Annotated in this window: 30 protein-coding genes and 1 pseudogene; 30 read left to right on the top strand and 1 reads right to left on the bottom strand. The window is 60.5% G+C overall.

Going from position 1 to position 22,683, the window contains the following annotated elements:
• Positions 1-243 precede the first annotated feature (243 nt).
• Together AB8A27_RS13960 and AB8A27_RS13955 are read left to right on the top strand one after the other, a co-directional pair.
• Positions 244-2,298 carry an FAD-dependent oxidoreductase gene (locus AB8A27_RS13960; protein WP_441242398.1) on the top strand — a complete coding sequence of 685 codons (2,055 nt, stop codon included), beginning with the start codon at positions 244-246 and terminating at the stop codon, positions 2,296-2,298.
• 125 nt (positions 2,299-2,423) lie between these two features.
• Positions 2,424-4,454 (top strand): ABC transporter ATP-binding protein, encoded by a 2,031-nt coding sequence (locus tag AB8A27_RS13955; protein ID WP_441242397.1) that lies wholly within the window; start codon positions 2,424-2,426, stop codon positions 4,452-4,454.
• 25 nt (positions 4,455-4,479) lie between these two features.
• On the opposite strand, the gene AB8A27_RS13950 is transcribed toward AB8A27_RS13955, so the two are convergent.
• The gene (locus tag AB8A27_RS13950) at positions 4,480-5,052 is read right to left on the bottom strand and encodes a TetR/AcrR family transcriptional regulator (protein WP_441242396.1); all 573 of its coding nucleotides are present in this window, start codon (positions 5,050-5,052) and stop codon (positions 4,480-4,482) included.
• Between the two features lie 134 nt (positions 5,053-5,186).
• Between AB8A27_RS13950 and AB8A27_RS13945 the strand changes: the two are divergent.
• The 28 genes and pseudogenes from AB8A27_RS13945 to AB8A27_RS13810 all read left to right on the top strand — a co-directional run bounded on the left by AB8A27_RS13945 (position 5,187) and on the right by AB8A27_RS13810 (position 22,591).
• Positions 5,187-5,584, top strand: a pseudogene (locus AB8A27_RS13945) (RidA family protein).
• 719 nt (positions 5,585-6,303) lie between these two features.
• A complete protein-coding gene (rpsL, locus tag AB8A27_RS13940) occupies positions 6,304-6,675 on the top strand; it encodes a 30S ribosomal protein S12 (protein ID WP_068731626.1) in 372 nt (123 codons plus the stop codon).
• Positions 6,676-6,690: 15 nt separating this feature from the next.
• Positions 6,691-7,161: a 30S ribosomal protein S7 gene (gene rpsG / locus AB8A27_RS13935; RefSeq protein WP_441242395.1), complete on the top strand. Its 471-nt coding sequence runs from the start codon at positions 6,691-6,693 to the stop codon at positions 7,159-7,161.
• Positions 7,162-7,194: 33 nt separating this feature from the next.
• Positions 7,195-9,267: an elongation factor G gene (gene fusA / locus AB8A27_RS13930; RefSeq protein WP_441242394.1), complete on the top strand. Its 2,073-nt coding sequence runs from the start codon at positions 7,195-7,197 to the stop codon at positions 9,265-9,267.
• 39 nt (positions 9,268-9,306) lie between these two features.
• Positions 9,307-10,497 carry an elongation factor Tu gene (tuf, locus tag AB8A27_RS13925; protein ID WP_115029402.1) on the top strand — a complete coding sequence of 397 codons (1,191 nt, stop codon included), beginning with the start codon at positions 9,307-9,309 and terminating at the stop codon, positions 10,495-10,497.
• Positions 10,498-10,580: 83 nt separating this feature from the next.
• Positions 10,581-10,889 carry a 30S ribosomal protein S10 gene (gene rpsJ, locus AB8A27_RS13920; protein WP_013166261.1) on the top strand — a complete coding sequence of 103 codons (309 nt, stop codon included), beginning with the start codon at positions 10,581-10,583 and terminating at the stop codon, positions 10,887-10,889.
• Between the two features lie 52 nt (positions 10,890-10,941).
• A complete protein-coding gene (rplC, locus tag AB8A27_RS13915) occupies positions 10,942-11,664 on the top strand; it encodes a 50S ribosomal protein L3 (RefSeq protein WP_092144483.1) in 723 nt (240 codons plus the stop codon).
• Between the two features lies 1 nt (position 11,665).
• Positions 11,666-12,286, top strand: coding sequence for a 50S ribosomal protein L4 (gene rplD / locus AB8A27_RS13910; protein ID WP_441242393.1), 621 nt, complete (start codon positions 11,666-11,668; stop codon positions 12,284-12,286).
• Complete coding sequence (locus AB8A27_RS13905; RefSeq protein ID WP_441242392.1) at positions 12,283-12,582, top strand: 50S ribosomal protein L23; 300 nt, start codon at positions 12,283-12,285, stop codon at positions 12,580-12,582. Before rplD ends, AB8A27_RS13905 begins: the two co-directional genes overlap by 4 nt.
• Before the next feature lie 12 nt (positions 12,583-12,594).
• Positions 12,595-13,428 carry a 50S ribosomal protein L2 gene (gene rplB / locus AB8A27_RS13900; RefSeq protein ID WP_441242391.1) on the top strand — a complete coding sequence of 278 codons (834 nt, stop codon included), beginning with the start codon at positions 12,595-12,597 and terminating at the stop codon, positions 13,426-13,428.
• A gap of 12 nt (positions 13,429-13,440) precedes the next feature.
• Positions 13,441-13,719: a 30S ribosomal protein S19 gene (gene rpsS, locus AB8A27_RS13895; protein WP_089268170.1), complete on the top strand. Its 279-nt coding sequence runs from the start codon at positions 13,441-13,443 to the stop codon at positions 13,717-13,719.
• A 5-nt stretch (positions 13,720-13,724) separates the two neighbouring features.
• Entirely contained in the window at positions 13,725-14,108 is a 384-nt protein-coding gene (rplV, locus tag AB8A27_RS13890) for a 50S ribosomal protein L22 (protein WP_092144475.1), read from the top strand.
• Between the two features lie 19 nt (positions 14,109-14,127).
• On the top strand, positions 14,128-14,826 hold the full coding sequence (rpsC, locus tag AB8A27_RS13885; protein ID WP_068731624.1) for a 30S ribosomal protein S3: 699 nt from the start codon (positions 14,128-14,130) through the stop codon (positions 14,824-14,826).
• 32 nt (positions 14,827-14,858) lie between these two features.
• A complete protein-coding gene (gene rplP, locus AB8A27_RS13880; RefSeq protein WP_092144473.1) occupies positions 14,859-15,272 on the top strand; it encodes a 50S ribosomal protein L16 in 414 nt (137 codons plus the stop codon).
• 4 nt (positions 15,273-15,276) lie between these two features.
• Entirely contained in the window at positions 15,277-15,486 is a 210-nt protein-coding gene (rpmC, locus tag AB8A27_RS13875; protein ID WP_089268172.1) for a 50S ribosomal protein L29, read from the top strand.
• A gap of 10 nt (positions 15,487-15,496) precedes the next feature.
• Positions 15,497-15,745 (top strand): 30S ribosomal protein S17, encoded by a 249-nt coding sequence (gene rpsQ, locus AB8A27_RS13870; RefSeq protein WP_089268173.1) that lies wholly within the window; start codon positions 15,497-15,499, stop codon positions 15,743-15,745.
• A 41-nt stretch (positions 15,746-15,786) separates the two neighbouring features.
• Positions 15,787-16,155 carry a 50S ribosomal protein L14 gene (gene rplN / locus AB8A27_RS13865; protein WP_068731479.1) on the top strand — a complete coding sequence of 123 codons (369 nt, stop codon included), beginning with the start codon at positions 15,787-15,789 and terminating at the stop codon, positions 16,153-16,155.
• Positions 16,155-16,469, top strand: a complete 315-nt coding sequence (gene rplX / locus AB8A27_RS13860) for a 50S ribosomal protein L24 (RefSeq protein ID WP_441242390.1) — start codon at positions 16,155-16,157, stop codon at positions 16,467-16,469. Before rplN ends, rplX begins: the two co-directional genes overlap by 1 nt.
• On the top strand, positions 16,462-17,022 hold the full coding sequence (rplE, locus tag AB8A27_RS13855) for a 50S ribosomal protein L5 (protein WP_441242389.1): 561 nt from the start codon (positions 16,462-16,464) through the stop codon (positions 17,020-17,022). The genes rplX and rplE overlap by 8 nt, the downstream gene beginning before the upstream one ends.
• 43 nt (positions 17,023-17,065) lie before the next feature.
• Positions 17,066-17,371 (top strand): 30S ribosomal protein S14, encoded by a 306-nt coding sequence (rpsN, locus tag AB8A27_RS13850; RefSeq protein ID WP_089268175.1) that lies wholly within the window; start codon positions 17,066-17,068, stop codon positions 17,369-17,371.
• Positions 17,372-17,383: 12 nt separating this feature from the next.
• Positions 17,384-17,782 carry a 30S ribosomal protein S8 gene (gene rpsH, locus AB8A27_RS13845; RefSeq protein ID WP_089268176.1) on the top strand — a complete coding sequence of 133 codons (399 nt, stop codon included), beginning with the start codon at positions 17,384-17,386 and terminating at the stop codon, positions 17,780-17,782.
• Between the two features lie 13 nt (positions 17,783-17,795).
• Positions 17,796-18,329, top strand: a complete 534-nt coding sequence (rplF, locus tag AB8A27_RS13840) for a 50S ribosomal protein L6 (RefSeq protein ID WP_092144467.1) — start codon at positions 17,796-17,798, stop codon at positions 18,327-18,329.
• 11 nt (positions 18,330-18,340) lie between these two features.
• On the top strand, positions 18,341-18,703 hold the full coding sequence (gene rplR / locus AB8A27_RS13835) for a 50S ribosomal protein L18 (RefSeq protein ID WP_115029377.1): 363 nt from the start codon (positions 18,341-18,343) through the stop codon (positions 18,701-18,703).
• An 88-nt stretch (positions 18,704-18,791) separates the two neighbouring features.
• Positions 18,792-19,364, top strand: coding sequence for a 30S ribosomal protein S5 (rpsE, locus tag AB8A27_RS13830; protein ID WP_092144465.1), 573 nt, complete (start codon positions 18,792-18,794; stop codon positions 19,362-19,364).
• A 23-nt stretch (positions 19,365-19,387) separates the two neighbouring features.
• Positions 19,388-19,582 carry a 50S ribosomal protein L30 gene (gene rpmD, locus AB8A27_RS13825; RefSeq protein WP_068731463.1) on the top strand — a complete coding sequence of 65 codons (195 nt, stop codon included), beginning with the start codon at positions 19,388-19,390 and terminating at the stop codon, positions 19,580-19,582.
• A gap of 115 nt (positions 19,583-19,697) precedes the next feature.
• A complete protein-coding gene (gene rplO, locus AB8A27_RS13820; protein WP_115029375.1) occupies positions 19,698-20,183 on the top strand; it encodes a 50S ribosomal protein L15 in 486 nt (161 codons plus the stop codon).
• 150 nt (positions 20,184-20,333) lie between these two features.
• Complete coding sequence (gene secY / locus AB8A27_RS13815; RefSeq protein ID WP_092144461.1) at positions 20,334-21,665, top strand: preprotein translocase subunit SecY; 1,332 nt, start codon at positions 20,334-20,336, stop codon at positions 21,663-21,665.
• Complete coding sequence (locus tag AB8A27_RS13810; protein WP_441242388.1) at positions 21,662-22,591, top strand: adenylate kinase; 930 nt, start codon at positions 21,662-21,664, stop codon at positions 22,589-22,591. The genes secY and AB8A27_RS13810 overlap by 4 nt, the downstream gene beginning before the upstream one ends.
• Positions 22,592-22,683: the final 92 nt, after the last annotated feature.

Raw genomic sequence — 22,683 nt, 5'->3', positions numbered from 1 at the left:
GCCATGGAAAAGGCTGGCGAAAGTCGGCCTTTTTCGCGTATGGCGTGTGTTGCGGCGCACTACATGCTTTCGTTCATCTTTCCTTCAGCTGAAAAATGTTTTCACTTGGAGTGGGTTAGCGCGAGTCGACGGGGTCGACGGGCCAGCCTTGCAGCGTCAGCGGATTCCGCTTTGGCTGGGAATACGTTACATCGACCGTTGCCGGATATTGCCGCCGGTAAATACGACGCGTGAAAGAAACCTATGCTCGATCTTGCAATTGTTGGTGGTGGTCCAGGCGGCCTGATGAGCGCCTGGTATCTCAAGAAGAAGCTCGGCGATCTCTGCCGTGTCACCATTTATGAGGCGTCCGACCGCGTCGGCGGCAAGATTCTCACGCGCACATTCGATACCGCGCCAGCCGTGTACGAAGCTGGCGTCGCCGAGATCTACGATTACTCGATGACCGGTCCGGATCCGCTGCGCGAGCTGATCCAGCATTTCGGTCTGCAGACGATTCCGATGGATGCCGAGCAGGTGCAGCTCGACGGCGAGCTGCTCAATGACGTGCCGGGCATGCGCAAGAAATATGGCGCGAAGACCGCAGCCGCCATTGAAGCCTTTCGCAAGAAGTGCGCGAGCATGGTGTCGCCGATCGAATATTACGAGGGCGTCGGTTCGCACGACAACGAACATCCCTGGGCATGGATGAATGCCGAGGAGCTGCTTGATAAGGAAGTCAGCGATCCCATGGCCAAGCGCTTCCTGAAAGTGATGGCGCGCTCCGACATCGCGACCGAGACGCACAACACCAACGGCCTCAATGCGCTGAAGAACTTCGTGATGGATGTCGACGGCTATATCGGCCTGTATTCGATCCAGAACGGCAACGAGCAACTGATCTCCTGCCTGCAGTCGGAGGTCGATGCCGACATCCGGCTCAATCACCGTGTGCTCAAGGTCGGCAAGACCGAGAAGGGCCGCTATCAGCTCGACATGATGAACGGCAAGGGCCCGGACACCCGCGACTTCGATCTCGTGGTGATGTGCCTGCCGCATTCATGGCTGGCGACCATGCGCTGGGATGGCGAAGAACTGCGCAAGTCGATGGTCAAGCACATCGCTTACTTCGACCGTCCGGCGCATTATCTGCGCATCTCGCTGCTGTTCGATACGCCGTTCTGGGGCGATCAGATTCCCGGCGCCTGGTTCATGTCGGAAGCCTTTGGCGGCTGCTGCGTCTATAACGAGGGTGCGCGCCACGATGTCGGCAAGCATGGTGTGCTGAACTGGCTGGTGCCAGGCTCCGACGCACTGGCCTTTGCGAACCTCACGGACGATGAGTTGATCGACGCCGCGCTGAAGTCGTTGCCGGCATCATTCGGCGATGCGCGTGAGCATCTGCTGGAAGGCAAGATCCATCGCTGGCTGTCGTCGGTCAACGCGATCCCCGGCGGCATGCCGGTACGCGACGTGATGACCAATCACCGGCCGGAGCCGAAGGATCATCCCGGCCTCGTCGTGGTCGGCGATTATCTGTTCGACTCGACGCTGAACGGTCTGCTCGACTCTTCCGATGCCGCGACCGACATCATCCTCACCGAAATGATGCGTCTGCGCCGCGCGCAGGGACAGGGCGGTGCGGTCAGCTCCGACAAGATCGACCGCGATTATTTCCAGAACTATCGCGGAGTCGGTCCCTATAGCGAGGTCTGGAGCCAGTTCACCGACCCCGCTTATCTGACAAATCTCATCAAGATCGTCTGGGGCCGCGCCAAGGGCTACAAGCTGCTGGTCGCCGGCTCGGCATCAGGCGAACTGGTCGGCGCGCTGCGCGCCAGGGGCATCGACGCCTGGGGTGTCGAGAACAACAAGGCGATCCACGCCAAGACGCCAAAGGCGCTGCAGAAGTTCAACAAGCTCGGCTCGATCACCGATCTGCCGTTCAAGGCCGAGCAGTTCGATTTCGTGTTCGAGACCAGCCTGTGCCATGTCGGCGACAAGCAGGTGGTGAAGGCGGTGCAGGAGCTCAACCGCGTGGTGAAGACCGGCCTCGTGTTTGGCTCGGTCACATCGGACATGGCGCCGGCGGTGATCGATCGCTATGACCTGCTGCGCGGCGTCAAGAAGCTCGGCACCTGGTGGGAATGGTCGGAATTGTTCTTCGGCAACGGCTTCGACCTGTCGATGCATCGCCGCGACTGCACCGAGGCGGTCTGGGAAGCGACATTGGCCGCCGGCAAGGGGCCGGGCCACTGGTATGCGGACGCGGACAGCCTGCGTTACTCGTTCTTCGACAAGGTCGATGCCGAGGATTGATCTTTGGCATCTGCCTTCGGTTGCTTTGCCGAGGGCATTCTGATCGCATAGGATCATTGCCGTGGCTGTCCGGGCCGCTTCATTGATTCTTGCGGTCGAAGGACCGTGCAGCAACGGTTCGTTCCATGGCGTCGAAGCCACCTCCAAAGCCTCCATCTGACGACAAGAATGCGGCCGAGCCGGCCACGCCGCTCGATGACAAGTTTGCGCTCCCGGTTGGCGCCGCCGCCGCTTCGGTTCCCAGCACCAAACCGCCGCCTGTCGAGAAGGCGGCAAAAGCCAAGCCTGTCGTCGACGATGACGACGAGGATGAAGACGACGACGAGCTCGATGACGATGATGACGAGGAACTGGTCGTCTTCACCGCGCGCGAGGCCGCCGGCGCATTCGGGACGGTCTATCGTTTCACGCGGCCGTTCGTCGGCAGGTATCGCAAGCTGGTAGGCTTCGTTGGTTTCGGCGTTCTGGTCGAGACGCTATTCAACGTCTTCATGCCGCTCAGCCTCAAATATCTGATCGACGATGCGCTTGGCGAAGAAGACTTCGACGCGCTGTACAAGATCCTGTCGGTGCTCGCCGTCGCCGGCGTCGTCACGTCGATCGTTGCGATCTGGTACGAGCGCTGGGACGCCAAGCTGGCCGCCTCGATCATCACGGACGTTCGCTCGCGCCTGTTCGATCACGTGCAGGATCTGCCGTCGGCCTATTTCGCCCGCACCAAGCGCGGCGAGATCCTGTCACGCTTCTCGATCGATCTGTCGTCCTTCGAGACGGCCATCAAGAGCTTCGCCAACAGCGCCTTGTTGCCGTTCCTCGAACTGATCGCCGGCATCGTGCTGATGCTGTATCTGAACTGGCAGCTGGCCGCCGTTGCGCTATTGATTTTCCCGATCACGCTGATCGGTCCGCGCATCCTGACGCCGAAAGCGGTGCAGGCCAATTACGACCAGAAGCTCAGCGAAGCGTCCGTACTCGGCATGGTGCAGGAGAACATCGCGGCACAGGCGGTGATCAAGGCCTTCAGCCTGCAGCGCCGGACCATGGGCTGGTTCCGGCTGCGCAACAACGAGACCCGCGACAGGATCGCGGCTGCGACCTTCCTGTCGACCATGGTCGAGCGCTCGGTCACCGTCGCGGTGTTGTTGCTGCATTTGGTGGTGCTGGCGATCGGCGCCTATCTCGCCACCAAGGGGCAGATCACCGTCGGCACCTTCGTCACCTTCGAAAGCGCGTTCTGGGAGGTATCCTACAACATCGCACATGTGATGCATTTCATCCCGGTGTCGATCCAGGCGGCGGCCGCCGTGCGGCACATGGAGGAGATGCTCGATGAACCGACCCGCGGTGCGGACAAGCCTGGCTCACCGGAGCTGCCGCGTATCGTCAATGACATCACCTTCGACCGCGTCTCGTTCCAGTATGAGAACAGCCAGCAGCCGGTGCTCGACAATCTCAGCCTCAAGATCAATGTCGGCAAGACTGTCGCCATTGTCGGCCCGTCAGGTTCCGGCAAGAGCACGCTGCTCAACCTGATCCTGCGGCTCTATGTGCCGGATGAGGGCAGGGTGTCCATCGACGGCGTCGATATCCGCAAGGTGACGCGGGAATCCCTGCGCGGACACATGGCCGTGGTGTTCCAGGAGAACATGCTGTTCAACATGTCGATCCGCGAGAACATCCGGCTTGGCAAGGAAGGCGCGACCGACGAGGAAGTCGAGCAGGCGGCGCGCAAGGCGGAGATCCATCGCTACATCATGAGCCTGCCGGATAAATATGACACCCAGGTCGGCGAACGCGGCGATACGCTGTCCGGCGGCCAGCGCCAGCGCATCGCCATCGCGCGGGCCATCGTTCGCAATCCGTCGGTGCTGCTGCTGGACGAAGCGACGTCGGCCCTCGATCAGACGACAGAGGCGGCGCTCAACAAGACGCTGTTCAAACTCGCCAAGGGCCGCACCCTGATTTCGTCGACGCACAGGCTGGCCGCCGTGGTGGATATGGACGAAATCATTGTCATCAATGGCGGCAAGGTGATCGAGCGCGGCTCGCACAAAGAGCTACTGGCGCTGAACGGTACTTACCGCCAGCTCTGGGATGATCAGCGGCACAGGTCATCTGCCAATGACGATGATGATGACGAGGATGACGACGAGTGAGCACATCTGAAGATGTGTGACGCGGTCATCCCACCGTTCGCAGCAGGCCCGCCGCGAGCTGGCGGAAAGCCTCGACAGCTTTCGCAAGGACCGCGTGGGGATCATCGGCTGCAGCGATCCAGAGCGCAGCGTTGAGCGCCGCGCCATTGATCAGACGGGCCGCCGCTTCGGCATCGACAGGCTTAACCGTTCCGTCGTCGATCAGCCGCTGGATTGCTTGTGTTGTCGTACGCAGGCACGCGGTCTGGTTCGGCCATTGCGAGGGATCGCCGAGCACGGCAGGGCCATCCAGCAGCATGATGCGCTGAATCTCGGGCTCGAGCGACATTTCGATATAGGCGATGCCCTCGTTGAGGAATCCTTCCCAGGCCGTCGCTGCCTGACCATATGCCACGCGCATTCGGGCCAGCATCTCTGCGTCGATCTGGTCGATGACCGCCTGCAGCAAACCCTTCTTGTCGCCGAAGTTGTGATAGAGCGCGCCGCGCGTCAGGCCGGCCTCGGCGGTGAGGTCGTCCATCGATGCCGCGGCATAACCCTTGGTGGCAAAAGCCGTCCGGGCCGCCCGGATGAGCTTGGCCCGGGTTTCCTCCACCATTTCCGCTCGCCGTCGCGCGACCACTGCCATCTCCGCAAAGTAGCATACGCACCGTATGTGTATTGACATGCGGATCGTATGTTCGAATAATCTGACATACGAGGCGTATATAATCCTTGAACAGGACTGACACCATGACCAAACGCGACGCGATTTTTCCGGCCGGCCGACAGGCCCTCTACGAGATCAACCGCTATTCAGCGGCGATACGCTCGGGCGACCTCCTGTTTGTCTCCGGCCAGGTTGGCAGCCGGGAAGACGGCTCGCCAGAGCCGGTGTTCGAAAAGCAGGTCCGGCTGGCATTCGATAATCTCGCGGCCGTGCTGAAGGCGGCTGGTTGCACGTTTGAGGACGTCGTTGACGTCACCACCTTCCATACCGATCCGGCCACGCAGTTCGCGGCGGTCGATGCCGTCCGGTCGGGGTGATCGGTGAGCCGCCTTACCCGAACTGGACTGCGGTAGGGGTCAACTGGCTGGCGGGCTTCGATTTCGAAATCAAAGTCATCGCGCGCATTCCTGTATCCGCCTGACCGATGGAAAGCGGGCAGGTCGCAGCTCTCCGCAAGTGGGCCGGGTACCATTTAATGCCCGGAAGCTCCTAGATTGTACCGATTCGGGACGGGATTCGGCTCGCAGGCGATGCGGGTCGGCAGGGGAGGCGCAAAATCGCCGCAACCGAGGCGATTCTCCTTCATCAAACTGCAACGAATCCGAGTCGGAGATTCTTCCGTGGATGGCATGTGCGGCGTCGAAATCGCGTATGTTCTGTCATGATCGACATGCTAGAACATCCTCTGCGAGAAGCGTTTCTTTCATCGCGCTTTGTTGTTGACTTGGGTATCCCCTGCGGATACAACCCGCCCATTCAACGACAGGCGGTGAGCTTCGCCAGTGTCGGAACGGATCACCCAATCAGTTCTTCGGGATAAATTGGGCACCAACCTCGACCCAGAAGCTCAGACGCTGTCGCTATATCAAGGCAATGCCAAAGCGACGTTTGTCTCCTGAGAGACTTGTTCTCTTGAGATCAAATTCGAATGCATGACCTCGATGCAGATCCAAAGACGTAAGTCTGGCGGTCAAGTCGCGGTCCTCTGTGGCGTTTAGCGCTTTCCATTCAGCGATGAATGGTTGGCGTGATTTCGTTTTGCGTGAAGCTTTCACGTGATGCGAACCGTGGGGCAGGTTGCTCCGAGTGATTTTGAGGAAACCGTTACGGTTTCGAGCGAACTAAAGGGTGAAGGCTGACATGCCGACGATCAACCAGCTGATCGCTACTCCGCGCGCAATTCAGAAGTCGCGCAAGAAGGTTCCTGCGCTGCAGCAGTCGCCGCAGAAGCGCGGCGTTTGCACGCGCGTCTACACGACGACTCCGAAGAAGCCGAACTCGGCGCTTCGTAAGGTTGCCAAGGTGCGTCTGACCAATGGCTTCGAAGTCATCGGTTACATTCCGGGTGAAGGTCATAACCTTCAGGAGCACTCCGTGGTCATGATCCGCGGCGGTCGCGTCAAGGATTTGCCCGGCGTGCGTTACCACATTCTCCGCGGCGTGCTGGATACCCAGGGCGTCAAGAACCGTAAGCAGCGTCGTTCGAAGTACGGCGCGAAGCGTCCGAAGTAAGTCGGGGTTTGATCGATGTCTCGTCGCCACTCAGCTGAAAAGCGTGAAGTTAACCCGGATCCGAAGTTCGGGAACATCATCGTCACCAAGTTTATGAATTCGATCATGTACGACGGCAAGAAGTCTGCCGCCGAAACCATCGTTTACGGTGCGTTCGACCTGATCGAAGCCAAGACCAAGCAGGGTCCGCTCGGCGTGTTCGAGCAGGCTCTGGAAAACGTGATGCCGACGATCGAAGTTCGTTCGCGTCGCGTCGGCGGCGCCACCTATCAGGTGCCGGTTGAAGTCCGCAGCATCCGGCGCCAGGCGCTGGGTATTCGCTGGCTGATCACCGCTGCGCGCGCCCGCAACGAAAAGACCATGACCGAGCGTCTGTCGGCTGAATTGCTCGACGCCTCGAACAATCGCGGCAACGCGGTGAAGAAGCGTGAAGACGTGCACAAGATGGCGGAAGCCAACCGCGCCTTCTCTCATTATCGCTGGTAATCGCGTCTCGAACGGACACGTAAGGACACTCTCATGCCCCGCCAAAATGCCATCGAGGACTACCGTAACTTCGGTATCATGGCGCATATCGACGCTGGCAAGACCACGACGACCGAGCGCATCCTCTATTACACCGGCAAGAGCCACAAGATCGGCGAAGTGCACGAAGGTGCGGCGACGATGGACTGGATGGAGCAGGAGCAGGAGCGTGGCATCACGATCACTTCGGCTGCTACCACCGCCTACTGGAACGGCAAGCGCCTGAACATCATCGACACTCCCGGCCACGTCGACTTCACGATCGAAGTCGAGCGTTCGCTGCGCGTGCTCGACGGCGCCGTATGCGTTCTCGACTCCAACCAGGGCGTCGAGCCGCAGACCGAAACCGTCTGGCGTCAGGGCGACAAGTACAAGGTTCCGCGGATCGTTTTCGCGAACAAGATGGATAAGACCGGCGCTGACTTCTATAAGTGCCTGCAGGACATCATCGACCGTCTCGGTGCGAAGCCGGTTGCGATCCAGCTGCCGATCGGCGCTGAGAACAACTTCAAGGGTCTCGTCGATCTCGTGACCATGAAGGGCATCATCTGGAACGATGAGTCCCTCGGTGCGAAGTTCGACTATGTCGATATTCCGGAAGACATGGTCGAGAAGGCCAAGGAATATCGCGAGAAGATGCTGGAAGCCGCCGTCGAGCTCGACGACGATGCCATGGCCGCTTATCTCGACGGCAACGAGCCGGACGAAGCCACGCTGAAGAAGCTGCTCCGCAAGGCCGTGCTGACTGGCGCGTTCTATCCGGTGCTCTGCGGCTCGGCCTTCAAGAACAAGGGCGTGCAGCCTCTGCTCGACGCGGTCGTCGACTATCTCCCGTCGCCGATCGACGTGCCTGCCATCAAGGGCACGGACGAAGACGGCAACGAGATCGTCCGCAAGGCCGACGACAAGGAGCCGCTGGCTCTGCTCGCATTCAAGATCATGGACGATCCGTTCGTTGGCACCATCACCTTCTGCCGCATCTATTCGGGTGTTCTGCAGAGCGGCACCGGTGTCGTGAACTCGACCCGTGAGAAGAAAGAACGTATCGGCCGTATGCTGCTGATGCATGCGAACAACCGCGAAGACATCAAGGAAGCCTATGCCGGCGACATCGTCGCTCTGGCTGGCCTCAAGGAAGCCCGCACCGGTGACACGCTTTGCGATCCGGACAAGCCGGTCATCCTCGAGCGCATGGAATTCCCGGAGCCGGTGATCGAAATCGCCATCGAGCCGAAGTCCAAGGCCGACCAGGAAAAGCTGGGCGTTGCTCTGGCGAAGCTCGCTGCGGAAGATCCGTCGTTCCGCGTGTCGACCGACCACGAGTCCGGCCAGACCATCCTCAAGGGCATGGGCGAACTCCATCTCGACATCAAGGTCGACATTCTGCGCCGTACCTACAAGGTCGATGCGAACATCGGTGCACCGCAGGTGGCGTTCCGTGAGAAGATCACGAAGCGCGCTGAAGTCGACTACACCCACAAGAAGCAGACCGGTGGTACCGGCCAGTTCGCCCGCGTCAAGTTCGTGGTCGAGCCGGGCGAGCCGGGTTCGGGCTTCGTGTTCGAGTCCAAGATCGTCGGTGGTGCTGTTCCGAAGGAATACATCCCGGGCGTTGAAAAGGGTCTCAACAGCGTCATGACCTCTGGCGTGGTCGCGGGCTTCCCCGTGGTCGACGTTCATGTCCAGCTGGTTGACGGCGCCTATCACGACGTCGACTCGTCGGCACTGGCCTTCGAAATCGCATCGCGCGCGGCCCTCCGTGACGCGCTGCAGAAGGGCAAGTCCGTTCTGCTCGAGCCGATCATGAAGGTCGAATGCGTGACCCCGGAAGACTACACCGGTTCGGTCATCGGCGACTTGAACTCGCGGCGCGGTCAGATCCAGGGGCAGGACATGCGCGGCAACGCCAACGTCATCAACGCGATGGTGCCGCTCATGAACATGTTCGGTTACGTGAACACGCTGCGCTCGATGAGCCAGGGTCGTGCAACGTTCTCGATGTCATTCGATCACTACGCGGAAGCGCCGGCCAATGTGTCGGCAGAAGTCCAGAAGAAGTTTGCCTGATTGTCGTTAGCGACAGTTGACGACTAAACGGAGAGAGTCATGGCCAAAGCAAAATTTGAACGTAACAAGCCGCACTGCAACATTGGTACGATCGGTCACGTTGACCACGGCAAGACGTCGCTGACGGCGGCGATCACGAAGGTGCTCGCGGAGACGGGCGGTGCGTCGTTCACCGCTTACGACCAGATCGACAAGGCGCCGGAAGAGAAGGCGCGCGGCATCACCATCTCGACCGCTCACGTCGAATACGAGACCGCCAACCGCCACTACGCCCACGTCGACTGCCCCGGCCACGCCGACTATGTGAAGAACATGATCACTGGCGCCGCGCAGATGGACGGCGCGATCCTGGTCGTGTCGGCTGCCGACGGCCCGATGCCGCAGACCCGCGAGCACATCCTGCTCGCCCGCCAGGTCGGCGTGCCGGCGCTGGTCGTGTTCCTGAACAAGTGCGACATGGTCGACGATCCGGAACTGCTCGAGCTCGTGGAAATGGAAGTCCGCGAACTGCTGTCGAAGTACGACTTCCCGGGCGATGACATTCCGATCGTCAAGGGTTCGGCGCTCGCTGCGCTCGAAGATTCGAACCGCGCACTCGGCCACGACGCCATTCAAGAGCTGATGAAGAACGTCGACAGCTACATCCCGCAGCCGGAGCGTCCGGTTGACCAGCCGTTCCTGATGCCGGTGGAAGACGTGTTCTCGATCTCGGGCCGTGGTACGGTCGTGACCGGCCGCGTCGAGCGCGGCATCGTCAAGGTCGGCGAGGAAATCGAAATCGTCGGCATCCGCGCCACGCAGAAGACGATCTGCACCGGCGTGGAAATGTTCCGCAAGCTGCTCGATCAGGGCCAGGCCGGCGATAACATCGGCGCGCTGCTGCGCGGCACCAAGCGTGAAGACGTCGAGCGCGGCCAGGTGCTGTGCAAGCCGGGTTCGGTGAAGCCGCACACCAAGTTCAAGGCCGAGGCCTACATCCTGACCAAGGAAGAGGGTGGCCGTCACACGCCGTTCTTCACCAACTACCGTCCGCAGTTCTACTTCCGCACCACCGACGTGACCGGTGTTGTGCATCTGCCGGAAGGCACCGAAATGGTGATGCCGGGCGACAACATCGCCATGGAAGTGCACCTGATCGTGCCGATCGCCATGGAAGAGAAGCTGCGCTTCGCCATCCGTGAAGGCGGCCGCACCGTCGGTGCAGGCGTCGTCGCTAGCATCATCGAGTAAGGACGCGAACAGGAAGTCGTGAGTAGCGGGTCTCGCTACTCGCTACTCGCAACAACCATTCGCTTTCAAAGAAAGACACGGCAATGAACGGCCAGAATATCCGCATTCGTCTCAAGGCGTTCGACCATCGTATCCTCGATGCATCGACCCGTGAGATCGTGAGCACCGCGAAGCGCACGGGTGCACAGGTCCGTGGACCCATCCCGCTGCCGACGCGCATCGAGAAGTTCACGGTCAACCGTTCGCCGCACGTCGACAAGAAGAGCCGCGAGCAGTTCGAGATGCGCACCCATAAGCGCCTTCTCGATATCGTCGATCCGACCCCGCAGACAGTCGATGCTTTGATGAAGCTCGACCTGGCCGCCGGTGTCGACGTCGAAATCAAGCTCTAAGTATTTAGGTCCCCGTCCGGTCAAACGGACAGAAAGAACAGGAAGCACGCCGATGCGCTCCGGAGTGATCGCACAAAAGGTCGGGATGACCCGGGTCTTCACAGACGCCGGTGAACATATCCCTGTGACCGTGCTCAAGCTGGGTAACTGCCAGGTGGTTGGCCACCTCACCAGCGAGAAGAACGGTTACGTCGCGCTGCAGCTCGGATCGGGCTCGCGCAAGACCGTGTATTTGCCCAAGGCTGAACGCGGCCAGTTCGCGGTTGCCAAGGTTGAACCCAAGCGGAAGGTCGCGGAATTCCGCGTGTCGGAAGACGCGCTGATCCCGGTCGGCGCCGAGATCCAGGCAGACCACTTCGTGGTTGGCCAGTTCGTCGATGTCACCGGCACCTCGGTCGGTAAGGGCTTCGCCGGTGGTATGAAGCGCTGGAACTTCGGCGGTCTTCGCGCCACGCACGGTGTGTCGGTTTCGCATCGTTCGATCGGTTCGACCGGTGGCCGTCAGGACCCGGGCAAGACCTTCAAGAACAAGAAGATGCCCGGTCACATGGGTGTCGATCGTATCACCACGCTCAACCTGCGCGTCGTGCAGCTTGATGTCGAGCGCGGCCTGATCCTCGTCGAAGGCGCCGTTCCCGGCTCCAAGGGCGGCTGGATCTCGGTTCGCGATGCGGTGAAGAAGGCTCTGCCGAAGGACGCGCCGAAGCCCGGCAAGTTCAAGCTGGCAGGTGAGGGTGCTGCTGAAGCACCTGCCGCCGAGCAGGAGGGCGTGTGAGATGAAATTGAACGTCACCACGCTTGAGGGTAAGGACGCCGGCTCGATCGAGCTGTCGGACGCCATCTTCGGTCTCGATCCGCGCGCGGACATCATCCAGCGTTGCGTCAACTGGCAGCTCGCAAAGCGCCAGTCGGGTAACCACAAGGCCAAGGGCCGTGCGGAAATCTGGCGTACCGGCAAGAAGATGTACAAGCAGAAGGGCACCGGCGGTGCTCGTCACGGTTCGGCCCGCGTTCCGCAGTTCCGCGGCGGTGGTCGTGCCTTCGGTCCGGTAGTTCGCTCCCATGCGTTCGATCTGCCGAAGAAGGTCCGCGCACTCGCGCTGAAGCATGCTCTGTCGGCGAAGGCCAAGGACGGCGGCTTGATCGTGATCGAGAACGCCAACCTGGAAGCCGCCAAGACCAAGGCTCTGATCGGTCATTTCTCGGGTCTCGGCCTGACCAATGCGCTGATCATCGATGGCGCCGAGGTTCATGTCGGTTTCGCTCAGGCGGCCCGCAACATTCCGAACATCGACGTGCTGCCGATCCAGGGCATCAACGTTTATGACATTCTGCGTCGTCAGAAGCTTGTTCTGACCAAGGCGGCGCTTGATGCGTTGGAGGCGCGCTTCAAATGAAGAACATCGACCCGCGCCATTACGACGTGATCGTCGCCCCTGTGGTGACGGAAAAGGCCACTGTCGCCTCTGAATTCAACAAGGTTGTTTTCAAGGTCGACGGCAAGGCCACCAAGCCGCAGATCAAGGAAGCCGTCGAAAAGCTGTTCGACGTCAAGGTAAAGAGCGTGAACACGCTGGTTCGCAAGGGCAAGACGAAGGTCTTCCGCGGCAACCTCGGTTCACAGTCGAACGTCAAGCGTGCGATTGTCACCCTCGAAGAGGGCCACCGCATCGACGTTACGACCGGACTGTAAGGGCGATCAACGATGGCACTTAAGACATTCAACCCAACGACACCCGGCCAGCGTCAGCTGGTCATGGTCGATCGTTCCGCGCTGTACAAGGGCAAGCCTGTCAAGGCTCTGACCGAAGGCAAGCACTCGGCTGGCGGTCGTAACAACACCGGTCGTATCACGGTGCGCTTCCGTGGCGGTGGCCACAAGAAGGCCTATCGTATCGTCGACTTCAAGCGCTCCAAGGTCGATGTTCCGGCCGTGGTCGAGCGTCTGGAATACGATCCGAACCGCACGGCGTTCATCGCGCTGATCAAGTACACAGACGGTGAGCAGGCCTATATCCTGGCGCCGCAGCGTCTGGCCGTTGGCGACACCGTCATCGCCGGCAGCTATGTCGACGTGAAGCCGGGCAATGTCATGCCGCTCGGCAACATGCCGATCGGCACGATCATCCACAACGTCGAGATGAAGATCGGGAAGGGCGGCCAGATCGCTCGCTCGGCCGGCACCTACGCCCAGCTCGTCGGTCGTGACCATGATTACGTGATCATTCGTCTGAACTCGGGCGAACAGCGCCTGGTTCACGGTCGTTGCACCGCCACCATCGGCGCTGTGTCGAACCCGGATCACATGAACATCTCGATCGGCAAGGCCGGTCGTACCCGCTGGCTCGGCTGGCGTCCGCATAACCGCGGCGTCGTCATGAACCCGATCGACCATCCGCACGGTGGTGGTGAAGGTCGTACCTCGGGTGGTCGTCACCCGGTTACGCCCTGGGGCAAGCCGACCAAGGGCAAGAAGACCCGGTCGAACAAGTCGACCAACAAGTTCATTCTCATCAGCCGCCACAAGCGGAAGAAGTAAGGATCGCCGGACATGGTTCGTTCAGTCTGGAAAGGCCCGTTCGTCGAGGGTTCGCTGCTCAAGAAGGCAGATGCCGCTCGTTCGTCTGGTCGTCATGATGTGATCAAGATCTGGAGCCGTCGCTCGACGATCTTGCCGCAGTTCGTGGGTCTCACCTTCGGCGTTTACAACGGCCAGAAGCATGTACCTGTCGCTGTGAACGAGGAAATGGTCGGTCACAAGTTCGGTGAGTTCTCGCCGACCCGTACCTTCCATGGCCACGCCGGCGACAAGAAAGCCAAGAAGGGCTAAGGACTATGAGCAAGCCAAAGCGCGAACGGAGCCTCCCGGATAACGAGGCCAAGGCGATCGCCCGCATGCTGCGCGTGAGCCCGCAGAAGCTCAACCTCGTTGCGCAGATGATCCGCGGCCGGAAAGCTTCGGCTGCGCTCGCCGACCTGCAGTTCTCGCGCAAGCGGATCGCGGTCGATGTGAAGAAGTGCCTGGAATCGGCGATCGCCAATGCCGAGAACAACCATGACCTCGACGTTGACGCGCTGATCGTCTCCGAGGCGCATGTTGGCAAGGGCATCGTCATGAAGCGTTTCAGTCCGCGCGGCCGTGGCCGTTCGGGCCGTATCTTTAAACCGTTTGCGCAGCTGACGATCGTCGTTCGTCAGGTCGAAGCAGAAGCCGCGTAAGCAGGCGCAGGAGAATAAGATGGGTCAGAAGATCAATCCAATCGGTCTGCGCCTCGGCATCAACCGTACGTGGGACTCGCGTTGGTATGCCGGCAAGAACGAATACGGCAAGCTGCTGCATGAAGACGTCAAGATCCGCGAGATCCTGCACAAGGAACTGAAGCAGGCTGCCGTCGCCAAGATCATCATCGAGCGCCCGCATAAGAAGTGCCGCGTCACGATCCAATCGGCTCGTCCGGGTGTCGTGATCGGCAAGAAGGGCGCCGACATCGACAAGCTTCGCAAGAAGGTTGCCGACATTACGTCGTCGGACGTGGTGATCAACATCGTCGAAATCCGCAAGCCGGAGCTCGATGCGACCCTGGTCGCCGAGTCGATCGCACAGCAGCTCGAGCGCCGCGTTGCGTTCCGCCGTGCGATGAAGCGGGCAGTGCAGTCGGCGATGCGTCTCGGCGCCGAAGGCATTCGTATCAACTGCTCGGGTCGTCTGGGCGGTGCGGAAATCGCGCGTATGGAATGGTATCGCGAAGGTCGCGTGCCGCTGCACACGCTGCGTGCGGATATCGATTACGGCGTAGCCACCGCGTTCACGACGTTCGGCACCTGCGGCGTCAAGGTCTGGATCTTCAAGGGCGAAATCCTCGAGCACGATCCGATGGCTCAGGACAAGCGCATGGCCGAGGGTGACAATTCCCGGCCGCGTCGCGACGCCGCTTGAGCGTTTAATTAGAAGGTTTGAGGGCGTAAGCCATGATGCAACCAAAGAAGACCAAGTTCCGGAAGGCGCATAAGGGCCGGATTCACGGCGTTGCGACTTCGGGCGCCACGCTGGCTTTCGGTCAGTTCGGCCTGAAGGCGATGGCCCCTGAGCGGATCACCGCCCGTCAGATCGAAGCTGCCCGTCGCGCGCTGACCCGTCACATGAAGCGTGCCGGCCGCGTGTGGATCCGCGTGTTCCCGGATCTCCCGGTTTCGAAGAAGCCTGCTGAAGTCCGAATGGGCTCCGGCAAGGGCACCCCGGAATTGTGGGTTGCGCGCGTCAAGCCAGGCCGTGTGATCTTCGAGATCGACGGTGTCACCACGCAGATTGCCAAGGAAGCGATGACCCTCGCTGCCGCCAAGCTGCCGATCAAGACGCGTTTCGTTACGCGCATTGCGGAGTAAAGCCATGGCCGAAATGAAAACCAGCGATATCCGCGCAATGAGCCCCGATCAGATGGACGACGCCGTCCTCAATCTGAAGAAGGAGCGTTTCAACCTGCGCTTCCAGCGCGCCACCGGGCAGTTGGAAAACACCTCTCGCCTTCGTGAGGCGCGTCGTGATATTGCACGAATCAAGACCATCGCCGCGCAGAAGCGCGACGGTAAGTCGAAGTAAGGGGCCGAACATGCCGAAACGTACTCTGCAGGGCGTGGTCGTCAGCGACAAGCAAGCCAAGACGGTTGTTGTTCGCGTTGACCGTCGCTTTACGCACCCGATCTACAAGAAGACCATTCGCCGTTCGAAAAACTACCATGCCCACGACGAGAACAACGAGTTCAAGCCGGGCGACATGGTGTGGATCGAAGAGAGCAAGCCGATGTCGAAGCTGAAGCACTGGACGGTTGTCCGGGGCGAACAGAAGAAGACTGCCTAAAAATCGCGCATTAGCGCATAAACAGAGGACGAGGTGCATCAATGATTCAGATGCAGACCAACCTCGACGTGGCCGATAATTCAGGCGCACGCCGTGTCATGTGCATTAAGGTGATTGGTGGATCCAAGCGCCGTTATGCATCCGTTGGCGACGTAATTGTCGTATCGATCAAGGAAGCCATCCCACGCGGGAAGGTGAAGAAGGGCGACGTCATGAAGGCGGTCGTCGTGCGCGTCCGCAAGGACATTCGCCGCCCGGATGGCTCTGTCATCCGCTTCGATCGCAACGCTGCCGTGCTGATCAACAATCAGTCCGAGCCGATCGGTACCCGTATCTTCGGGCCCGTGCCGCGTGAGCTGCGCGCCAAAAACCACATGAAGATCATCTCGCTTGCGCCGGAGGTGCTGTAATGGCTGCCAAGATTCGCAAGGGTGACAAGGTCATCGTGCTGAACGGTCGCGACAAGGGCCGTACCGGCGAAGTGTTCGAAGTGCGCCCGACCGAGGGCAAGGCGCTGGTTCGCGGCGTCAACCTGGTCAAGCGTCACCAGAAGCAGACCCAGGCACAGGAAGGCGGCATCATCTCGAAGGAGGCGCCGATCCAACTGTCCAACATCGCGATCGTCGGCAAGGACGGCAAGCCGACCCGCGTTGGTTTCAAGATCCAGGCTGACGGCACCAAGGTGCGCATCGCCAAGCGTTCGGGAGCAGAGATCGATGGCTGAGACCGCATACATTCCGCGTCTGCGCGTCGAATACGACAAGACCATTCGTGCCAAGCTGACTGAACAGTTCGGCTACGAAAACGTCATGCAGGTTCCGCGCCTCGACAAGATCGTCCTGAACATGGGCGTTGGCGAAGCCGTCAACGACCGCAAGAAGGCCGAAACCGCCGCTGCCGACCTGTCGCTGATCGCCGGTCAGAAGGCCATCGTGACCTATTCGCGCGTTGCTATCGCGACCTTCAAGCTGCGTGAAAACCAGCCGATTGGCGCCAAGGTGACGCTGCGCAAGGCCAAGATGTACGAGTTCATCGATCGTCTGGTGAACGTCGCTCTGCCGCGCGTCCGCGACTTCCGCGGCCTGAACGGCAAGAGCTTTGACGGCCGTGGCAACTATTCGCTCGGTCTCAAAGAGCACATCATTTTCCCGGAAATCGATTTCGACAAGGCCGGGGATACGCCGCTGGGCATGGACATCACGGTGTGCACCACTGCGCGCACCGACGACGAGGCCCGCGCTTTGTTGACCGCTTTCAATTTCCCGTTCCGGCAGTGAGTAGCTGAAAAGCTTCTCAAACGCGGTAACCCAGGAGCCAAGCATGGCAAAGAAGAGTTCGATCGAGAAGAACAACCGTCGGAAGAAGATGTCCGCAAACGCTGCGCCGAAGCGCGCGCGTCTCAAGGCCATCATCGCCGACAAGACCAAGCCGATGGAAGAGCGGTTCGCCGCAACGCTGAAGCTCGCCGAGCTTCCGCGCAATTCATCGCCTGTTCGGATCATGAACCGTTGCGAAATCACCGGTCGTCCGCATTCGGTCTATCGTATCAACAAGCTCAGCCGTATCGCGCTGCGTGAACTCGGCTCGAAGGGCCTGGTTCCCGGGCTCGTGAAGTCCAGCTGGTAAGGGGGGCGGAACATGTCGACCCACGATCCAATCAGCGATCTCATCACCCGTATCCGCAATGCGCAGATGCGTACCAAGTCCAAGGTTTCGACCCCGGGCTCCAAGATGCGCGCCAACGTGCTCGAAGTGCTGAAGAACGAAGGCTACATCCGTGGCTTCGCCAGCGTCGAGCATTCGTCGGGCCGTTCGGAACTCGAGATCGAACTCAAGTATTTCGATGGCGAACCGGTCATCCGCGAAATCGAGCGTGTTTCGAAGCCAGGACGTCGTGTGTACGTCTCGGTGAAGAACCTGCCGCGCGTGAAGAACGGCCTCGGTATCTCCGTTTTGTCGACGCCCAAGGGAATTATGGCCGACCACGACGCGCGCGACGCGAACGTGGGCGGCGAAGTTCTCTTCACGGTGTTCTGAGGAAGGATCAGTCATGTCACGAGTTGGCAAGAAGCCAGTGACGGTGACCGCGGGTGTTACCGCGACCGTCGAAGGCCAGACCGTCAAGATGAAGGGCCCCAAGGGCGCTCTTCAGTTCGTCGTGCACGACGACGTGGTGGTGAAGATGGAAGAGGGTGCAATCAAGGTTGCTCCTCGCGTCGAAACCAATCGCGCTCGTGCACTGTACGGTACGGCTCGCGCGCAGATCGCGAATCTGCTCGAAGGCGTTACCAAGGGTTTCGAGAAGAAGCTCGAGATCACCGGCGTCGGTTATCGTGCGGCCCTGCAGGGCAAGAACCTGCAGCTGGCTCTCGGTTACAGCCACGATGTCGTTTACGCGATCCCGGAAGGCATCACCATCACGGTGCCGAAGCCGACCGAGATCAACGTCGCCGGCAACGACTCGCAGCGCGTCGGTCAGGTAGCCGCGGAGATCCGCAGCTATCGTCCGCCGGAGCCCTATAAGGGCAAGGGCGTACGTTATTCCGACGAGTTTATCTTCCGCAAGGAAGGCAAGAAGAAGTAACGGAGCCGGTCATGTCGAAACTCAAGATTACGAATGCCCGGCGGAAGCAGCGCGTTCGTCTGGCGCTGCGCCGGACTGCCAATGGTCGTCCGCGGCTGTCGATCTTCCGCTCGTCGAAGCACATCTACGCGCAGGTCATCGACGACCTGAAGGGCGAGACGCTCGCTTCCGCGTCGTCGCTGGAGAAGGCGATGCGCGAAACCGGCAAGACCGGCGCGGACGTCGATGCGGCGCAGGCTGTCGGCAAGTTACTGGCAGAGCGCGCAGTCAAGAACGGCGTCAAGGAAGTGGTCTTCGACCGTGGTCAGTATCTGTACCACGGCCGCGTCAAGGCGCTGGCAGATGCAGCTCGCGAAGGCGGGCTCAGCTTCTAAGCGATTTCACTTTCGTTGATTTGCAAGTTGCAGATTTGAACGGGACACAGGGTTAGAAGCGAAAGCTTCGCAAGGATTGGAAAACACCATGGCAGGTGAACGCGAACGCGGCGGACGCGACCGGGGCCCCCGGGAAGAGCGTGATAGTGAGTTCGTCGACAAGCTCGTCCACATCAATCGTGTGGCGAAGGTCGTCAAGGGCGGCAAGCGCTTCGGCTTTGCAGCTCTGGTCGTCATTGGCGATCAGAAGGGCAGGGTCGGGTTTGGTCACGGTAAGGCCCGTGAAGTTCCGGAAGCGATCCGCAAGGCGACCGAGTCGGCCAAGCGCAACCTGACGCGCGTCGCTCTGCGCGAAGGTCGCACGCTGCATCACGACATCGCCGGCCGTCATGGCGCGGGCCGCGTGTATCTGCGTGCAGCTCCGGCTGGTACCGGCATCATCGCCGGCGGTCCGATGCGCGCTGTGTTCGAAACGCTGGGCATCCAGGACGTGGTGGCCAAGTCGATCGGTTCGTCGAATCCCTACAACATGGTTCGCGCAACCTTCGACGCGCTGAAGCATCAGGATTCGCCGCGCTCGGTTGCTGCTCGCCGCAATCTCAAGGTTTCCACTCTGCAGTCGCGCCGCGTTGGCGGTGACGCCGAGCTGGTTGCCGAATAACCAACTCTTTCTGGAGTAATCCGATGGCCAAGGCCGCAAAGATGATCAAGGTCGAGCAGGTGGCGAGCGCAATCCGCCGTCACCACTCGCAGCGCTCCACGCTGATCGGCCTCAAGCTCAACAAGATCGGTCGCGTCAGCGAGCTGCAGGACACTCCTGAAGTTCGCGGCATGATCACCAAGGTGCAGCACCTCGTCCGCGTGGTCGAGGATAAGTAAGTTCACGTCGTCTCACTGCGGCCGCCAGGTTGCCGCAGGAATGACACTGTTGACCTTCGAGGTCCGGATTTGCCGGTAAGCCTCGGGAAGACAGGGCGAAACAGGGAAAAGAACGATGAAGCTCAGCGATATCGCCGATAACGCCGGCTCCCGTAAGAAGCGTATGCGCGTCGGCCGTGGCATCGGCTCCGGCAAGGGCAAGACCTCGGGCCGCGGCGGCAAGGGCCAGACCGCACGTTCGGGCGTCCGCATCAAGGGCTTCGAGGGCGGCCAGATGCCGTTGCATCGTCGTCTGCCGAAGCGTGGCTTCAACAACATCTTCCGCGTCGACTACGCCGAGATCAACCTGGACCGTCTCCAGGACGCGATCGATGCGAAGACCATCGATGCCAAGGACCTGATCAACGCCGAGTCGCTGGTGAAGGCTGGCGTTCTGCGCCGCTCGAAGGCTGGCGTGCGCGTTCTCGGTCGCGGCGAAATCAAGGCCAAGATCAACATCGAAGTGCACGGTGCCACCAAGACGGCCATCGCAGCTATCGAGAAGGCCGGCGGTTCGGTGAAGATCATCGCGCCGAAGAAGGCCGACGGCGAAGCTGCGTAACATCTGCGGCATCGCCTGCGTCTGCGGGCGGCCTTGCGTGACGTGGCAGTAGATTTTATCAATGCCGAGCACCAAATAATGTCCGGCCTCCGCTGCATGCCCCGCTCTTTCGGGGCATGATGGCGAAAGGGGCGCGGGAGAAAGCCAAACATGGTCTCTGCAGCAGAGCAATTAGCAGCAAACCTCAACTTTTCGGCGCTCGGCAAGGCCGATGAACTGAAGAAGCGCATCTGGTTCACACTGGGTGCGCTGCTTGTTTATCGGCTCGGCACCTATATTCCGTTGCCCGGCATCGATCCGGCCGCATGGGAACAGGTGTTCAAGCAGCAGGCCGGCGGCATCCTCGGCATGTTCAACATGTTCGCGGGCGGCGGCATCAATCGCATGGCGATTTTTGCGCTGAACATCATGCCGTATATCTCGGCATCGATCATCATTCAGCTGCTGACCACCGTGTCGTCCCAACTCGAAGCTCTCAAGAAAGAGGGCGAGGCGGGCCGCAAGACGCTGAACCAGTACACTCGTTACCTGACTGTCATCCTGGCTGCGTTCCAGTCCTATGCCATTGCGGCGGGCCTGCAGGGCGCCGGCAATGTCGTCAGCGAACCCGGCATGTTCTTCCTGATCTCGACCTCGGTTACGCTGACCGGCGGCACGATGTTCCTGATGTGGCTGGGCGAGCAGATCACGTCCCGTGGCATCGGCAACGGCATCTCGCTGATCATTCTGGCCGGCATCGTGGCGGAGCTTCCGTCGGCGATCGCCAACATGCTCGAACTGGGTCGTCAGGGCGCTCTGTCGACCGGCCTGATCCTGGTAGTGATCGTAATGGCCGTCGTCGTGATCGCCTTCATCGTGTTCATGGAGCGTGCCCAGCGCCGGCTGCTGATCCAGTATCCGAAGCGCCAGGTCGGCAACAAGATGTTCGAGGGCCAGTCCTCGCATCTGCCGCTGAAGCTCAACACGTCGGGCGTCATCCCGCCGATCTTCGCATCGTCGCTGCTGCTGCTGCCGGCGACCATTGCGAGCTTCAACGCAGGCAAGGGGCCGGAATGGTTCCAGTGGCTGACCACGCAGCTCAGCCACGGCCGCCCGCTGTTCCTGATCTTCTACGTGTCGCTGATCGTGTTCTTCGCGTTCTTCTATACGGCGATCGTGTTCAACCCGACCGAGACCGCCGACAATCTGAAGAAGCATGGTGGCTTCATCCCAGGCATTCGCCCGGGTGAGCGGACCGCGGAATACATCGACTACGTGCTCTCGCGCATCACCGTGCTCGGCGCTGCCTATCTCGCTGTGGTCTGCTTGATTCCCGAGATCCTGATCTCCTATGCGTCGGTGCCGTTCTATTTCGGCGGCACGTCGCTGCTGATCGTGGTCAGTGTCACCATGGACACTGTGGCGCAGGTGCAGGGCTATCTGCTGGCGCACCAGTATGAAGGTTTGATCCGCAAGTCGAAGCTGAGGGGCCGGCGCAAATGAGGTTGATTCTTCTCGGGCCGCCGGGGGCGGGCAAGGGAACTCAGGCACATCGTCTTGTTGAGCGTCACAATATCGTTCAGCTTTCCACCGGTGACATGCTGCGTGCTGCCGTGGCCGCCGAGACCGAAGTCGGCCTCAAGGCCAAGGACATCATGGCCGCTGGCGGTCTGGTGCCGGATGACGTGGTGATCGGGATCATCTCGGATCGCATCGAGCTGCCGGATGCCGCCAATGGCTTCATCCTCGACGGCTTCCCGCGCACTGTGCCGCAGGCCGAAGCGCTGGATGCACTGCTGAAGTCCAAGGGGCTTCATCTCGATGCCGCCGTTGAACTCCGCGTCAACGAGAGCGCGCTGTTGCAGCGTGTTGAAGCCCGTGTCGCGCAGATGATGGAGCGCGGCGAGACCGTGCGCATCGACGATACGCCGGAAGTGCTGTCGAAGCGCCTGGCGAGCTACCGCACTTCGACCGAGCCGCTGGTCCATTACTATTCGGAAAAGCGGAAGCTGGTGACCATCGATGGCATGATGACCATTGAAGAGGTGACGGCTGAGATCAACCGCGTGCTGGCAGCGATTCTCGCTGCCGATGAGTCGGCGAAGAAGCCGGCCCGCAAGCCCGCCAAGAAGGCAGCTGCGGCCAAGCGTGGATCTGCTCCGGCCAAGAAGGCAGCCAAATCGGCCAAAAAAGCCGCGAAGGCAGTGAAGAAGGCCAAGAAGGCGCCGGTAAAGGCCGCCAAGAAGGCAAAGGCGGCCAAGAAGGCCGTGAAGAAGACTGTCAAGAAAACGGTCAAAAAGGCGGTAAAAGCGGCCAAAAAGGCTGTAAAATCCGCTTCAAAGGCCAAAACCAGCAAGTCGGCCAAAAAGCCAGCCAAGAAGGCCGGTAAAGTGGCCAAGAAGGCCGGCAAAAAGCGCGCCAAACGCTAGAGCAGGTTGACGAAACGAAGTCGAATACTTTAATAAGGCCCTCATCCAGTCGGAAGATTCCAACGATGCCGGGCCCCACTGAAATCCAGGGG

It is taken from the genome of Tardiphaga sp. 768_D3_N2_1 (assembly GCF_052076105.1).
Lineage (GTDB): Bacteria > Pseudomonadota > Alphaproteobacteria > Rhizobiales > Xanthobacteraceae > Tardiphaga.
Note: the sequence above shows the minus strand (reverse complement) of the source record. Positions and strands in the feature narration are given on the sequence as shown.

Bases quoted from the DNA above. Each gene is read 5' to 3' on its own strand.
- rplV (WP_092144475.1), top strand. From the start codon at position 13,725: ATGAGCAAGCCAAAGCGCGAACGGAGCCTCCCGGATAACGAGGCCAAG.
- rpsH (WP_089268176.1), top strand. From the start codon at position 17,384: ATGTCGACCCACGATCCAATCAGCGATCTCATCACCCGTATCCGCAAT.
- rplF (WP_092144467.1), top strand. From the start codon at position 17,796: ATGTCACGAGTTGGCAAGAAGCCAGTGACGGTGACCGCGGGTGTTACC.
- rpsG (WP_441242395.1), top strand. From the start codon at position 6,691: ATGTCTCGTCGCCACTCAGCTGAAAAGCGTGAAGTTAACCCGGATCCG.
- rplR (WP_115029377.1), top strand. From the start codon at position 18,341: ATGTCGAAACTCAAGATTACGAATGCCCGGCGGAAGCAGCGCGTTCGT.
- AB8A27_RS13905 (WP_441242392.1), top strand. From the start codon at position 12,283: ATGAAGAACATCGACCCGCGCCATTACGACGTGATCGTCGCCCCTGTG.
- rplD (WP_441242393.1), top strand. From the start codon at position 11,666: ATGAAATTGAACGTCACCACGCTTGAGGGTAAGGACGCCGGCTCGATC.
- rpsC (WP_068731624.1), top strand. From the start codon at position 14,128: ATGGGTCAGAAGATCAATCCAATCGGTCTGCGCCTCGGCATCAACCGT.
- rpsQ (WP_089268173.1), top strand. From the start codon at position 15,497: ATGCCGAAACGTACTCTGCAGGGCGTGGTCGTCAGCGACAAGCAAGCC.
- rplO (WP_115029375.1), top strand. From the start codon at position 19,698: ATGAAGCTCAGCGATATCGCCGATAACGCCGGCTCCCGTAAGAAGCGT.
- rplE (WP_441242389.1), top strand. From the start codon at position 16,462: ATGGCTGAGACCGCATACATTCCGCGTCTGCGCGTCGAATACGACAAG.
- rplN (WP_068731479.1), top strand. From the start codon at position 15,787: ATGATTCAGATGCAGACCAACCTCGACGTGGCCGATAATTCAGGCGCA.
- AB8A27_RS13950 (WP_441242396.1), bottom strand. From the start codon at position 5,052: ATGGTGGAGGAAACCCGGGCCAAGCTCATCCGGGCGGCCCGGACGGCT.
- AB8A27_RS13810 (WP_441242388.1), top strand. From the start codon at position 21,662: ATGAGGTTGATTCTTCTCGGGCCGCCGGGGGCGGGCAAGGGAACTCAG.
- rpsE (WP_092144465.1), top strand. From the start codon at position 18,792: ATGGCAGGTGAACGCGAACGCGGCGGACGCGACCGGGGCCCCCGGGAA.
- rpmD (WP_068731463.1), top strand. From the start codon at position 19,388: ATGGCCAAGGCCGCAAAGATGATCAAGGTCGAGCAGGTGGCGAGCGCA.
- rpsJ (WP_013166261.1), top strand. From the start codon at position 10,581: ATGAACGGCCAGAATATCCGCATTCGTCTCAAGGCGTTCGACCATCGT.
- secY (WP_092144461.1), top strand. From the start codon at position 20,334: ATGGTCTCTGCAGCAGAGCAATTAGCAGCAAACCTCAACTTTTCGGCG.
- tuf (WP_115029402.1), top strand. From the start codon at position 9,307: ATGGCCAAAGCAAAATTTGAACGTAACAAGCCGCACTGCAACATTGGT.
- rpmC (WP_089268172.1), top strand. From the start codon at position 15,277: ATGGCCGAAATGAAAACCAGCGATATCCGCGCAATGAGCCCCGATCAG.
- rpsN (WP_089268175.1), top strand. From the start codon at position 17,066: ATGGCAAAGAAGAGTTCGATCGAGAAGAACAACCGTCGGAAGAAGATG.
- AB8A27_RS13960 (WP_441242398.1), top strand. From the start codon at position 244: ATGCTCGATCTTGCAATTGTTGGTGGTGGTCCAGGCGGCCTGATGAGC.
- rplX (WP_441242390.1), top strand. From the start codon at position 16,155: ATGGCTGCCAAGATTCGCAAGGGTGACAAGGTCATCGTGCTGAACGGT.
- AB8A27_RS13955 (WP_441242397.1), top strand. From the start codon at position 2,424: ATGGCGTCGAAGCCACCTCCAAAGCCTCCATCTGACGACAAGAATGCG.
- rpsL (WP_068731626.1), top strand. From the start codon at position 6,304: ATGCCGACGATCAACCAGCTGATCGCTACTCCGCGCGCAATTCAGAAG.
- rplB (WP_441242391.1), top strand. From the start codon at position 12,595: ATGGCACTTAAGACATTCAACCCAACGACACCCGGCCAGCGTCAGCTG.
- fusA (WP_441242394.1), top strand. From the start codon at position 7,195: ATGCCCCGCCAAAATGCCATCGAGGACTACCGTAACTTCGGTATCATG.
- rpsS (WP_089268170.1), top strand. From the start codon at position 13,441: ATGGTTCGTTCAGTCTGGAAAGGCCCGTTCGTCGAGGGTTCGCTGCTC.
- rplP (WP_092144473.1), top strand. From the start codon at position 14,859: ATGATGCAACCAAAGAAGACCAAGTTCCGGAAGGCGCATAAGGGCCGG.
- rplC (WP_092144483.1), top strand. From the start codon at position 10,942: ATGCGCTCCGGAGTGATCGCACAAAAGGTCGGGATGACCCGGGTCTTC.